11 protein-coding genes are annotated in these 13,143 nt (G+C 74.7%); 9 read left to right on the top strand and 2 right to left on the bottom strand.

Annotation, left to right across the window (positions count from 1 at the left end; translation table 11 throughout):
• Nucleotides 1-20 precede the first annotated feature (20 nt).
• The 7 genes from ACH4SE_RS07745 to ACH4SE_RS07715 all read left to right on the top strand — a co-directional run bounded on the left by ACH4SE_RS07745 (nucleotide 21) and on the right by ACH4SE_RS07715 (nucleotide 7,889).
• The gene (locus tag ACH4SE_RS07745) at nucleotides 21-713 is read left to right on the top strand and encodes a DNA polymerase beta superfamily protein (RefSeq protein ID WP_398542405.1); all 693 of its coding nucleotides are present in this window, start codon (nucleotides 21-23) and stop codon (nucleotides 711-713) included.
• Nucleotides 676-924 (top strand): DUF6011 domain-containing protein, encoded by a 249-nt coding sequence (locus ACH4SE_RS07740; RefSeq protein ID WP_398542404.1) that lies wholly within the window; start codon nucleotides 676-678, stop codon nucleotides 922-924. Before ACH4SE_RS07745 ends, ACH4SE_RS07740 begins: the two co-directional genes overlap by 38 nt.
• Nucleotides 925-1,092: 168 nt before the next feature.
• Nucleotides 1,093-1,281 carry a DUF4236 domain-containing protein gene (locus ACH4SE_RS07735; protein WP_398542403.1) on the top strand — a complete coding sequence of 63 codons (189 nt, stop codon included), beginning with the start codon at nucleotides 1,093-1,095 and terminating at the stop codon, nucleotides 1,279-1,281.
• 709 nt (nucleotides 1,282-1,990) lie between these two features.
• On the top strand, nucleotides 1,991-3,235 hold the full coding sequence (locus ACH4SE_RS07730; RefSeq protein ID WP_398542402.1) for a carbohydrate-binding protein: 1,245 nt from the start codon (nucleotides 1,991-1,993) through the stop codon (nucleotides 3,233-3,235).
• A gap of 303 nt (nucleotides 3,236-3,538) precedes the next feature.
• A complete protein-coding gene (locus ACH4SE_RS07725; RefSeq protein ID WP_398542401.1) occupies nucleotides 3,539-4,354 on the top strand; it encodes an SAM-dependent methyltransferase in 816 nt (271 codons plus the stop codon).
• Between the two features lie 2 nt (nucleotides 4,355-4,356).
• On the top strand, nucleotides 4,357-6,537 hold the full coding sequence (locus tag ACH4SE_RS07720; protein ID WP_398542680.1) for a putative bifunctional diguanylate cyclase/phosphodiesterase: 2,181 nt from the start codon (nucleotides 4,357-4,359) through the stop codon (nucleotides 6,535-6,537).
• Nucleotides 6,538-6,632: 95 nt separating this feature from the next.
• A complete protein-coding gene (locus ACH4SE_RS07715; protein ID WP_398542679.1) occupies nucleotides 6,633-7,889 on the top strand; it encodes an SLC13 family permease in 1,257 nt (418 codons plus the stop codon).
• Nucleotides 7,890-7,902: 13 nt separating this feature from the next.
• Here the strand turns inward: ACH4SE_RS07715 and ACH4SE_RS07710 are convergent, their stop codons facing one another.
• Nucleotides 7,903-9,570: a protein kinase gene (locus ACH4SE_RS07710; RefSeq protein WP_398542400.1), complete on the bottom strand. Its 1,668-nt coding sequence runs from the start codon at nucleotides 9,568-9,570 to the stop codon at nucleotides 7,903-7,905.
• A gap of 259 nt (nucleotides 9,571-9,829) precedes the next feature.
• On the opposite strand from ACH4SE_RS07710, the gene ACH4SE_RS07705 reads away from it, so the two are divergent.
• Complete coding sequence (locus ACH4SE_RS07705; RefSeq protein ID WP_398542399.1) at nucleotides 9,830-11,005, top strand: acyl-CoA dehydrogenase family protein; 1,176 nt, start codon at nucleotides 9,830-9,832, stop codon at nucleotides 11,003-11,005.
• A gap of 95 nt (nucleotides 11,006-11,100) precedes the next feature.
• Here ACH4SE_RS07705 and ACH4SE_RS07700 read toward each other — a convergent pair whose 3' ends face one another.
• The gene (locus ACH4SE_RS07700; RefSeq protein ID WP_398542398.1) at nucleotides 11,101-11,583 is read right to left on the bottom strand and encodes a hypothetical protein; all 483 of its coding nucleotides are present in this window, start codon (nucleotides 11,581-11,583) and stop codon (nucleotides 11,101-11,103) included.
• 287 nt (nucleotides 11,584-11,870) lie between these two features.
• Here ACH4SE_RS07700 and ACH4SE_RS07695 point away from each other — a divergent pair, with 287 nt between their 5' ends.
• Entirely contained in the window at nucleotides 11,871-13,112 is a 1,242-nt protein-coding gene (locus tag ACH4SE_RS07695) for an FAD-binding protein (RefSeq protein ID WP_398542397.1), read from the top strand.
• Nucleotides 13,113-13,143 lie beyond the last annotated feature (31 nt).

Here is a 13,143-nt window from a genome sequence, read left to right as displayed (position 1 = left end):
CGTGACCCGAGGAGGTACCGGTGAACGTCCTGCTGTCCGGCATCGTCGGCTCCACGGCCTACGGCCTCGCCCGGGAGGGCTCCGACATCGACCGCCTCGGCGTGTTCGCCGCCCCCACCGAGTCCCTGCACGGGCTGCACGCCCCGAAGGAATCCCACGTCACCACCCGTCCCGACCGGACCCTCCACGAGGCGGCGAAGTGGTGCCGGCTCGCGCTCGGCGGCAACCCGACGGTCACGGAACTCGTGTGGCTGCCTGACGAGCTGTACGACGTGCGGACCCCGCTCGGGGACGAGCTCATCGGGATACGCGGCTCGCTGCTGTCGGCGAAGCGGGTCCGCGACGCCTACCTCGGGTACGCCACGCAGCAGTTCAAGCGGCTGTACGACCGGGGCGACGGGTCCTTCTCCGCGGACACCCGCAAACGGACCGCGAAGCACGCCCGGCACCTGATGCGACTGTGCCACCAGGGCTTCGAGGTGTACGCCACCGGCCGCCTGAACGTCCGTGTGGACGACCCGGACGCCTACCACCGGTTCGGTGACGAGGTCGCGGCCGACGCGATGCGTGCCCTGCCGATGCTCAAGCGGTTCGAGTCGCTGTTCGACGAGACGCGCAGCCCGCTGCCGGACCAGCCCGACGAGGCCCCGGCCGAGGCGTGGCTGCGGCGGGTCCGTGCGAGCTTCTACGGTCGGCCCCGTGCCGGCGCCTGACCGCCCCGCCCCGCTGCCCGGTCTCACCGCGGACGAGGAACCGGCGGGGCGTGCGGTGGTCCGGTGCGGGATGTGCGGCCGGCCCCTCACGTCGCGGGAGGCGCGACGGTACGGGGCGGGGGAGGGGTGCCGGCGCAAGCTCGGCGGGGATCCCGCCGTCCGCCGGCCCGGACGGTTCGAGGTGGAGCAGGAGACCCTGCCCGGGGCGTAGGCGGCGCCCGCCGGGCCGCGTGACGGGCCACGACGGGCTGTGCGGTCAACCCCGCTGATCCGGCGCCCCCTTACGCGCACCGGCCCCCAGGCACATGCGCCCGGCCGCCCGGGCAACACCGGGCGGCTTCGGGGTAGGCGGTCACCACACGGACATTCAGGAGGACCGATGCCGTTCACGTTCCGCAAGTCGTGGAAGATCCTGCCGGGGGTACGCCTCAACGTCGGCAAGAAGTCCCGCTCGTTCACCGTCGGACCGCGCTGGTTCAAACGCACCTTCAGCTCCACCGGCCGCACCACCACCAGTGCGGACCTCCCGGGCCCGTTCGGGTGGCACACCAGCCGTCGCCGGCGATAGCCCGCACGCGACGACAGCCCCCGCCGGCCGGAAGGCCGAGCGGGGGCGTGCGCATGCAGCCACCCCGCGGTTACCCGCCGCCGCTCCCGCCCGCCCCGCCCGGCCCGTCCGCTGGCCGCCGTCCGCCAGGCGGGGCCGACGCCTCCGCCGGTCACCGGCTGTTCGCGCTCTCGCGTCCCGCCCTGCCGCCGCAGCGGCGTAGCTCCGGCCGACCCGCCGCCCGCGGACCGCCGTGCCGCCCGGCCCGACCGTGCCCTGCCGCGGGGCCTCCGCCGGTCACCGGTTGTTCGCGCCCCGCGCCCCCCGCCCTGCCGCGGCAGCGGCGTAGCTCCGGCCGACCCGCCGCCCGCGGACCGCCGTGCCGCCCGGCCCGACCGTGCCCTGCCGCGGGGCCTCCGCCGGTCACCGGCTGTTCGCGCACTCGCGTCCCGCCCCGCCCTGCCGCGGTAGCGGCGCGACCCCCGGCCGACCCGCCGCCTGCGGACCGCGCCCCTGCCGCGGGGCCGCCGCGGGTCACCGGCCGTTCGCGCTCCCGCGCCCCGCCGCGGCAGCGACGTGCCCCCGGCCGGGCGGGGCGCCGGCGTGCCGCATCACCACAAATTGGTCTCGACCAATTTGTGGGTTGCTCTAAAGGTCTGGACCAACTCATTGACGTGCTCGGGTCAGAGCTGGATTCTGCTGGCACGTTCCCCCACAGGAGGTTCCAGACGTGAAGCGTCTCCAAGCACTGGGTTCGGGCGTGGCCGCGGCCGCGCTCGCCGTGGCCGGGCTGGGCGCCGCGGCCACCGTCGGCGCCGGGCAGGCCAGTGGCGCCACGGCGGCGTCCACCGCCCTGGGCAGCCAGTGGTACGCCGCCGCCCCGTATCTGATGCCGACCGACAACAATCCGCCGGACGCGACCGCGATCATGGACGCCACCGGCCTGAAGGCCTTCCAGCTCGCCTTCATCCTGGCCCCCAACGGCGGCGGCTGCACGCCCACGTGGAGCGGTACGAGCGCGGTCTCGTCGGACACCCCCGTCGCCGGCGTCATCTCCGCGATCCGCGCCAAGGGCGGGGACGTCTCCGTCTCGATCGGCGGCTACGGCGGCACCAAGCTCGGCCAGGCGTGCTCCGACGCGGCCTCGACCGCGGCCGCGTACCAGCAGGTCATCAACAAGTACCAGCTCAAGGCGATGGACTTTGACCTGGAGGAGCCGGAGTACGAGAACACCGCGGCCGTCGCGCACGAGATCGGCGCGGCCAAGATCCTCCAGCAGAACAACCCGGGCCTGTACATCTCGGTGACCACCGCCGGTACCGCGGCCGGCACCGGCTGGTTCGGCCAGCAGATGCTCAACGAGGCCAAGGCGCAGGGCTTCACGCCCAACAACTTCTCCATCATGCCCTTCGACGGCGGCTTCAACGGCGCCGCCGCCCAGACCGCGGCGCTCACCGCCTTCAACGGCCTGCTGAGGACCACCTTCGGCTGGGACGCCGCGACGGCGTACGCCCACGAGGGTTTCTCCGGCATGAACGGCCGCAGTGACGCGGGCGAGTACTTCTACCAGTCGGACTTCCAGACCGTGCTGGACTACGCGACCGGCCACGGCATGGCCCGCTTCACCTTCTGGTCGCTCAACCGGGACCGGCAGTGCACCCCGCCGGACAACCAGACCACGTCGGGCACGTGCAGCAGCGTGCCGCAGAGCAACTGGGAGTTCGCCAAGTTCTCGGTGAAGTTCGCCGGCGCCACACCGCCCAGCACCCCGCCGACGACGCCTCCGACGACCCCGCCGACCTCCCCGGGCGGCGGCACGTGCACCGCCGCCGAGTGGAGCGCCTCGGCGGTCTACACGGGCGGGAACGAGGTCGCGCACAAGGGGCACCTGTGGAAGGCCAAGTGGTGGACGACCAACGAGGAGCCCGGCACCACGGGCGAGTGGGGCGTGTGGCAGGACGAGGGCGCCTGCTGACCGGAGCGTGACCACACCCGGCCGGTGGAGATTGGCCGAAAATCGATGACGGGCCCGCGGCGCTGCACGCCGCGGGCCCATCATCGTGGTGGGGTCGGCCCGCTTCCTCTGCGCGAATTCGCCGTGGCGCGTTTTCGCAGGTGCACATGCCGGTGGTTGTTGACCGAAAACGGACGTAGCGTCTCCGGTTGGTTGTTTCGCTCCGAACACACGATCAGTAGCCTCACAGGGACAAGCGGCCTCCTGTCCGCGGCAGTTGCTCCGGACGCGTCCACCCGGCCCCTCGACCTGGAGACTCCCACCGTGACTGAGCGACCCTCCTGGGCACCCCCCGGCATCGACATCAACGTGCCCAGTGTGTCGCGGGTGTACGACTACTTCCTGGGGGGCTCGCACAACTTCGAGGTGGACCGGGAGGCGGCCAGGACGGCGCTGGAGGCGATGCCGGGCATCCCGAGGGTCGGGCAGGCCAACCGGGCGATGATGCGCCGCGCGGTGCGCTACGCGGTGGGCCGGGGCATCACGCAGTTCCTGGACATCGGCTCGGGCATCCCCACCTTCGGCAACGTGCACGAGGTGGTGCACGCCCTCAACCCCGAGGCGAACGTCGTCTACGTCGACAACGACCCGGTCGCCGTCGAGCACAGCAAGGCGGTGCTCGACGGCAACGCGCACGCCACGATCGCCGCGGCCGACCTGCGTGACCCGCGCGGCGTCCTGGAGCACCCCGAGACCCGGCGGCTGCTGGACCTCGACCGGCCGGTCGCGCTGCTGCTCGTCGCGGTGCTGCACTTCCTGTCCGAGGACGAGGACGACGCCTACGGCGTGGTCGCCACCCTGCGCGACGCGCTCGCACCCGGCAGCCTGCTGGTCGTCACCCACGGCACCCACGAGACGCCGCTGAACGACGACCAGCGCGAGGTCGCCAAGGTCTACCAGCGCACCCGCACCCCGCTGGTGCTGCGCACGCTCCCCGAGGTGGAACGCTTCTTCACCGGCTTCGAGCTGGTCGAGCCGGGTGTCGTCACGCTCCCGTACTGGCGCCCCGACTCCCCTCCCGGCGACGACCTCGACCCCGTCGTCCTGACCGGCCTCGCCGGTGTGGGGCTGAAGGCGTGACCGTGCGACCGTTCTTCGCCGGGTACGGCCCGGGCCCGGTGACGGCGGTGGACGACGACAGCCTGGCGCGCTTCGCGGCGATCTGGAGCCGGGCGATCTACCCGGTGACGGCCACGTCGATGACCAAGGCGGAGTTCGAGGAGCACCTCCTCCCGCTGGCCGCCGTGCTGCGCGACGCCCTGCACGCCGAGCGCTTCGACCCGCGCGCGGCCGTACCGGTCGGCACCGGGCTGGTCGCGGCGCACTGCACCGACCCGGAGGCACTGCCGAGCATCCTCGGCGTCATCGACGCCTACCTGGTCCTCTACTGCGGCCCGGGCCCCGAACTCGGCCTGCCCGCCGACGAGTGCCGGGCGCGCTGCTCGCGGCTCCAGCACGCCGTGGCGGTGGGCTTCGCGCACGCGCTGCGCGAACGCACCCTGCGCGAGCAGGAGTCCATCTCGCGCGCGGCCCTCAACGCCAAGAGCGAGGCGGAGAGCGCGCTCGCCGCGAGCGAGGCCCGTTTCCGGGCCGTCTTCGAGACCGCCGCGGTGGGGATCGGCATCGCCGAGCTCGACGGCACCATCCTGGAGATCAACGCGGCACTCGTGCGGATGTTCGGCAGCGAGGCGTTCATCCGCCAGCGCCGGACCGGCGACTGGCTGCACCCGGAGAGCTCCGTCGACACCGGGGACGTCAACCGCGAGCTGGTGCGCGGCGAGCGCGACCACTACCAGATCGAGAAGGCCTACCCGCGCGCCGACGGCTCGGTGCTGTGGGCCGACGTCCAGGTGTCGCTGCTGCGCGACGCCGCCGGGCAGCCGCGCTACCAGCTCGCGCTGCTCGACGACGTCACCGAGCGGCGCCGGCTGCTGGACCGGCTGCGCCACCAGGCCACCCACGACGCGCTCACCGGGCTGCCCAACCGGGCGCTGTTCTTCGAACGGCTCGACCAGGCGCTCGAAGAGTCCGCCGGGGGCGGCCGCCGCGACATCGGTGTCTGCTACCTGGACCTCGACGGCTTCAAGGCCGTCAACGACAGCCTCGGCCACGCCGTCGGCGACCGGCTGCTGGTCGCCGTCGCGGACCGGCTGCGCGCGTGCGTCACCTCGCCCGACCAGCTCGTCGCCCGGATCGGCGGCGACGAGTTCGTGGCCGTCTACGCGGACCCGCCCGGCCGGCGGGCCGTCACCGACCTGGCCGCGCGCATCCTCGGGGCGCTGTCCACCCCGGTGCTGCTGGACGACCGCCAGCTGCCGGTGCACGGCAGCGTGGGCGTCGTGCACGGCCCGGTCGGCGGCCGCGGCCCGGCCGACATCCTGCGCAGCGCCGACATCACGATGTACCGCGCCAAGGAGCGCGGCGGCAACCGCTACGAGGTCGCCGACCCGGACGCCGACGCCCGCGCGATCACCCGGCACGGCCTGACGAACCAGCTGCCCAGCGCGCTGCGCCACCACGAGTTCTTCGTGGAGTACCAGCCGCTCATCGGCATGGAGGACAACGCCGTGCTCGGCGCCGAGGCGCTGGTGCGCTGGAGCCACCCGGTGCACGGGGTGCTCGGCCCCGACCAGTTCATCCCGCTCGCCGAGAGCACCGGGCAGATCGTGCCGCTCGGCCGCTGGGTGCTGGAGCAGGCCGTACGGCAGGCCCAGGAGTGGCGGCAGGACACGCACTGCCCCGGGCCCCCGCCCCGGATCAACGTCAACCTCTCGCCCGTGCAGCTCGGCCACCGCGGCCTCGTCGCGGACGTCGCCGCCGTCCTCGACGACAGCGGTCTGCAACCGGACGCGCTGTGCCTCGAAGTCACCGAGAGCGCGCTGATCGGCGCCGACAAGGACGCCCTCGAACCGCTGCGGCGGATCGCCGACCTCGGGGTCGCCATAGCGCTGGACGACTTCGGCACCGGCTACTCCAACCTCGCCTCGCTGCGGTGGCTTCCGGTCAGCGTGCTCAAGCTCGACCGCGCCTTCACCCGGGGCATGCGGCAGCAGCCGGCCGATCCGATGGAGTTCAAGATCGTCGAGTGCATCGTCACCCTCGCGCACGCGCTCGGCCTCACCGTCACCGTCGAGGGCGTCGAGACCCGCGTCCAGGCCGACCACCTGCGCACGCTGGGCTGCGACACCGCGCAGGGCTGGTACTACGGCAGGCCGGGGCCCGCCGACCAGCTGCACAAGCTCACCCTCGCCGACGCTGGCTGACGCGCTCCCCGCGCCCGCCGGCCGCGCCGGCCGGGCACCGCACCCCGCTGTGATGAAATCCCCTGGTACACCGCCATCCGGACCGGGGAGTTCCACTGAGCACCGCAGCCGCCGAGACGCTGTCCGTAGCCGCGCTGCTGATCGTCCTGGGCTTCGCCGTGCTGCGCCCGCACGGCTGGCCGGAGGCGGCCGCCGCGGTGCCCGCCGCCGCGCTGCTCACCGCTGTGGGAGCGGTGCCGCCGTCCGCCGCCTGGCACCAGATCCGCGAGCTGGCGCCCGTCGTCGGCTTCCTCGCCGCGGTGCTGGTGCTCGCCGAACTGTGCGCCGACGACGGGCTCTTCACCGCCGCGGGCGACGCCATCTCGCAGGCCTGCCACGGGCGCCCGCAGCGGCTGCTCGCGGGCGTCTTCGCCGTCGCGGCGGTGGTGACCGCGGTGCTCAGCCTGGACGCCACGGTCGTGCTGCTGACCCCGGTCGTCATCGCGACCGCCTCGCGCGCCGGGGCGCGGGCCCGCCCGCACGTCTACGCGTGCGCCCACCTCGCCAACTCCGGCTCGCTGCTGCTGCCGGTGTCCAACCTGACGAACCTGCTGGCGTTCACCGCGGCCGGGGTCACCTTCACCCGCTTCGCGCTGCTCATGGCGGTGCCCTGGCTGCTGGCCGTCGGAATCGAGTACGTGGTCTTCCGCCGCTTCTTCGCCGCGGACCTCGCGGTCGTCGAGCACCCGCCCGAGCGCGGCGAGCCGCCCGCCGTCCCCGTCCTGACCCTCGTGGTGCTGGGCCTGACCCTCGCCGGCTTCGCCGTCACCTCGCTCGCCGGGATCAACCCGGCCTGGGCCGCGCTGGCCGGCGCGCTGGTGCTGGGGGTGCGCGACCTGCGCCGCCGGCGGGCCACCGTGACCGGGCTGGTCAGGGCCGCCGGGCCGCTGTTCTGCCTGTTCGTGCTCGCGCTCGGCGTCGTCGTCGAGGCGGTCGTGCGCAACGGACTCCACGACGCCGCCGGCACCGTGCTTCCGGACGGCGACAGCCTGCCCGCGCTGCTCGGGGTCGCCGCCTGCGCCGCCGTGCTGGCCAACCTCATCAACAACCTGCCGGCCACCCTGGCGCTGCTGCCGCTCGCCGAGTCCGGCGGCGCGGGGCCGGTGCTCGCGGTGCTCATCGGCGTCAACCTCGGCCCGAACCTCACCTACGCCGGATCGCTGGCCACGCTGCTGTGGCGCCGCGTCCTGCACAGCCACGGGGCGGACGCGAAGCTGGGCACCTTCACCCGGCTCGGGCTGCTCACCGTGCCTCCCACTCTCGTCGCCGCGACCGCCGCCCTGTGGGCCGGCCTGCAGCTCACCGGCACCTGACGGGCGCCGGGGCTCAGCCCGTCTTCCGCAGGGTGGACGGCGACCCCGGGGCCGTCGAGCCGGGCGCCAGCTCCAGGTGCGTCGCGTCGGTCATGGACAGCGTGTAGACGCGGCCGTCGACGCAGTGCAGGTCCGAACTGCGGGACGTGGGCACGCTGGTGACCGCCTCGAAGGTCATCATGTCGCCCTGCACCCCGGTGAGCCGCAGGTCCTCGGTGCAGCCGTTGTCCACCCCGGCGTCCGGCACGGGGATGCTGCTGACCTGCCGGCCCACGGTGCTGCCCTGCTTGCCGCCCTTCAGGGTGAGGGTGACCTTCACCGAGCTGCTGCCCTGGGAGTCGCTCCCGGGGCCCTCGCCGTACCAGGTGCCGATCCAGGAGGCCGGCAGCTCGCCCGCCCCGGCGGCGGCCCGCGACGACCCGCTCGACGTGCTCCCCGAGCCCTTGGCGCCCGCGTCGCCGCCCGAGCCGCCCGATCCGCCGCCCGGGTGCCGGCTGAGCACCACGGCCAGCACCACCGCCACCGCCACGACGCCGGCGGCCGCCGCGAGCACGGGGCCCGTGACGCGCCGCCGGGCGGGCGCGGCGGGGGAGACGGGTACGCCGGGGGAGGAGGGCGCGCCGCCGTACGGATGCGGCCGCGCCGGGGCCGCCACCGCCGGATGCGGCACCGCGGGGCGCGCCGGCGGGGGCTGCGGCCCGGTGTAGGGGGTGGGCCGGGCCGGGTAGGGCGTCGTGCCGGGGCCGTACGGCGAGGGGCCGAGGTCCGCGGCGGGCGCCGCCCCCAGTGCCGCCCGGGTCTGCGCCTCACGGGCCGCCAGGTCCGCCGCCAGCCCGGGCAGGGCCGCGGGCCAGCCGCCGGTGGCGCCGCCGCCGGGCAGCAGTTCCGCGGCGGCCCGGGCGTCGGGGCGGTCGGCCGGATCCTTGGCCAGGCACGCGCGGACCATCGGCAGCAGTTCCGCGGGGACACCGTCCAGATCGGCCTCCTCGTGCACCACCCGGTAGAGCAGCGCCGGCGCGGAGATCTCCTCGCCGGGGTGCTGGAAGGGCCCGTGCCCGGTGGCCGCGTACACGAGCACCGAGGCCAGCGCGAAGAGGTCGCCCGGCTCGGCCGCCGTGCCCGCCGTGGCCTGCTCGGGGGCCATGTAGCCGGGGGAGCCGATCATCCCGCCCGCGCTGGTGTGCCGGGTGTCCTCCGCCGCCCGGGCGATCCCGAAGTCGATCAGCAGCGGCCGCTGCCCGGCCAGCAGCACGTTGGACGGCTTGACGTCCCGGTGGGCGAGTCCCGCCTCGTGCACCGTCCGCAGCGCCCCGCACAGCTCGGCGGCCAGCGCCGGTACGGCCGGCCCCGGCAGCGGCCCGTGGGCGGCGACCCGGTCGGCGAGCGACGGCGCCGGTACGTACTCGGTCGCCAGCCACTGCGGGCCGGAACCGGGCGGGCTGAAGTCGACCACCGCGACGGTCCAGGGCGAGCGCACCCGGTCGGCGTTGCGTATCTCCTGGGCGAAGCGGGCCCCGAAGCCGGGATCGAGCGCGAACTCCGGCCGTACGGTCTTGAGTGCCAGCGGCCTCCCCGCCGGGGTCCGCGCCAGGAACACCTGCCCCATGCCGCCCGCCCCGAGCCGCGCGAACAAGGGATAACCGCCGATCGACCGCGGGTCGCCGGCTTCCAGCCTCTCCATGCGCCGAGCGTACGACGGCGTGCCCCGCGCGGCCCCGCCCTTCCGGAAAACAGGTGATCTTCGGCCGTTCCGCCCTCCGGCCGAAGCGCACCGGTGACGTGCGCCCCCCCATCCGGCATACTCCAACGCGCCGGTCTCGTTGATCAGCCCGTGCCGTGATCCGGTACGGGAGGACGGCAGCCGGGTATGCCCATCGGACGGAACCGCTCACCCACGGCGGCCCGCCACCGTAGCCCCCGACAGGGAGGAGTGCGCCGCCATGGAGAAACACGGTCCGCAGCCGGTGTCCCGCCAACTGCCCACCGAGGAGGCGCGCGACCTGCTCGCGCTCACCCGGGAGCTGGCCGGGCGGGAGATCGCCCCCGCCGCGGCGGCGGAGGAGGAGGCGGGCCGCTTCCCGCGCGAGGTCTTCACCCTGATCGGCCGATCCGGGCTGCTCGGCCTGCCCTACCCCGAGGAGTACGGCGGCGGGGGCCAGCCCTACGAGGTCTACCTCCAGGTGCTGGAGGAGCTCGCGGCCGCCCGGCTCACCGTCGGCATGGGCGTCAGCGTCCACACCCTGTCCTGCCACGCCCTCGCCCGCTACGGCACCAAGGAGCAGCGCGCCGAGCACCTGCCGGCGATGCTCGGCGGCGGCCTGCTGGGCGCCTACTGCCTGTCGGAGCCCACCTCCGGCTCCGACGCCGCGGCGCTGCGCACGCGCGCCGCCAGGGACGGCGACGACTGGGTCCTGGACGGCACCAAGGCCTGGATCACCCACGGCGGGGCCGCCGACTTCTACACCGTGCTGGCCCGCAGCGGAGGCGAGGGCGCGCGCGGCATCTCGGCGTATCTCGTCCCCGGTGACGCGCCCGGCCTGTCCGCCGCCCCGCCCGAGCGGAAAATGGGCCTCAAGGGCTCGCCGACCGCGCAGCTGCACCTCGACGGGGTACGCGTCCCCGACGCCCGCCGCATCGGCGAGCCCGGCCAGGGCTTCGCCATCGCCCTCGACGCCCTGGACTCCGGGCGGCTCGGCATCGCCGCGTGCGCAATCGGCCTCGCCCAGGCCGCACTGGACGCCGCGCTCGGCCACGTCCTCGAACGGCGGCAGTTCGGCCGGCCCGTCGCCGACTTCCAGGGCCTGCGGTTCATGCTCGCCGACATGGCGACGGGCATCGAGGCCGGCCGCGCGCTCTACCTCGCGGCCGCGCGGCTGCGGGACGCCGGGGAACCCTTCGCCGCGCAGGCCGCGATGGCCAAGCTCTTCTGCACCGACACCGCGATGCGGGTCACCACCGACGCCGTCCAGCTGCTCGGCGGATACGGCTACACCGCCGACTTCCCGCTGGAGCGCTACCTGCGGGAGGCCAAGGTGCTGCAGATCCTGGAGGGGACCAACCAGATCCAGCGGATGGTCGTCGCCCGCCATCTGGCGGGGCCGGAATCCCGCGGCTGAGCGGCGGGACGGGGCCGGCGGGGACGGGGGGACGGGGACGACCGGCGGCGGGGGCCGGCGTCGTCAGGGCGCCGGCCGTGCCGCCCGGCGGCGCCTCAGGCCGCCAGTCCCTGGGCGGGCAGGTGGCGGGGGCGCGACTCGGGGCCCCCGACGTGCGAGAAGGGCTGGGTGCGCCAGTCCAGCCCGGCGGGAAGGGTGAGCAGCACGGCCAGTTCCGGCCGGCTCTCGGCGGAGTCCTCGCCGGCGACCGGGCCGGCCTCGGTGACCGCGCGGCCGGAGCCGTCGCAGACCGTCAGGCCGAACGGGTCCCAGGGCGTCGGGCACAGCGCGTGCTGCGGGAGCCGGTCCTCGCCCGCGAGGACGGTGATGGGCCGCGCGCAACCGGGGCAGGACAGCCGGACCACGTCGGCGGTGTCGTCGTCGAGGACGTCCTCGGCCTCGGCGGCAAGGAATTCCATCAGGTCGTCGGACGTGTCGGCGTCCGGCAGGCCGGCGGCCGGGGTCGGGCCGCGTTCGTGGCCCTCCTCGAACGCGGGAGCGGTCCGCTCGCTTCGACTGCGGCGCACGTGATGACGCATGTGCGTATCCCCCTTGGGTGAGTGCCCCTCAACAAGTCGGCCGGGCGTCACGCCTCAGGCCATAGCGAGCACTTCCCGCCGTGCTACGCGGGTAACCCCGTCATAGCGGACGGACCGGCCCACTCGGTGTGGGCTTCGTCACATTCACGGGGTTGGCCGGTTCATGCGCCCCCGCCATGCGCCCGCGCACCCCCCTGAGCCCCCACGCGCCGCCTTGCCAGGCATCCGGATACAGTGCGAACAGGCGAGGCCAGGACGGGTCCCGCCTCGGACGGAAGCGTGACGTGATGCGAACCAACTGGGCGGGGAACCTGACCTTCTCGGCGGCCGAAGTACGACGTCCGGCCACCGTGGCGGAGCTGCGCTCCGCCGTCGCCGGCAGCCGCCGGGCCAAGGCGCTCGGCAGCGGGCACTCCTTCAGCGACGTCGCCGACACCGACGGCACCCTCATCGACACCTCCGCGCTGCCGCCCGAGATCGACGTCGACACCGCCGCCCGCACCGTGCGGGTCGCGGCCGGCGTGCGCTACGCCGACCTCGCGGCGCACCTGCACGCCCACGGCTGGGCGCTGCCGAACCTGGCCTCGCTGCCGCACATCTCCGTCGCCGGCTCGGTCGCCACCGGCACCCACGGCTCCGGGGACCGCAACGGCTCGCTGGCCACCGCGGTCTCCGCGTTCGACCTCGTCACCTCCGACGGCGCCATCCACACCATGAGCCGCGCCGCCGACCCCGGCACCTTCGACGGCGCCGTCGTCGCGCTCGGCGCGCTCGGCGTCGTCACCCACCTCACCCTCGACCTGCGGCCCGACTTCGCCGTACGGCAGCAGGTCCGCACCGGCCTCGCCCTCGCCGACGCCGTCGAGCACTTCGACGCGATCACCTCGGCCGCGTACAGCGTCAGCCTCTTCACCGACTGGCGCGGCCCCCGTTTCACCCAGGTCTGGCTCAAGCAGCTCGCCGACGCGCCCGCCGCCGACTTCCCGTGGGCCGAGCCCGCGCGGACCAAGCTGCACCCGGTGCCCGGCGTCGACCCGGTGCACTGCACCGAGCAGTTCGACGTCCCGGGCCCCTGGCACGAGCGGCTGCCGCACTTCCGGCCCGGCTTCACGCCCAGCAACGGCGAGGAGCTCCAGTCCGAGTACCTGGTCCCGCGCACGCAGGCGGCCGCCGCCCTCGCCACCCTCGACGCGATGCGCGACACCGTCGCGCCCGTCCTCCAGATCTGCGAGATCCGCACCGTCGCCGCCGACCGGCTGTGGCTCAGCCCCGCGTACGGCCGCGACACCGTCGGGCTGCACTTCACCTGGGTCCAGGACCCGGCCGCCGTCCTGCCGGTGCTCGGCCCGCTGGAGGCCGCCCTCGCGCCCCACGGGGCTCGGCCGCACTGGGGCAAGCTCTTCACCACCGACCCCGCCGAGGTCCGCGCCCGCTACCCGCGGATGGACGACTTCGCCTCGCTCGTCGCCGCGACCGACCCCGCGGGCACCTTCTCCAACGCCTTCCTCGACCGTATGCTCCGCGGATGACCGAAATCCCCGGCGGAACGGTAAGGTCGTC

Origin of the sequence: Streptomyces sp. NPDC020983 (assembly GCF_044333485.1) — a bacterium.
In the GTDB taxonomy this organism is placed as follows: domain Bacteria; phylum Actinomycetota; class Actinomycetes; order Streptomycetales; family Streptomycetaceae; genus Actinacidiphila.
This window is presented reverse-complemented; position numbering and strand designations above follow the sequence as displayed.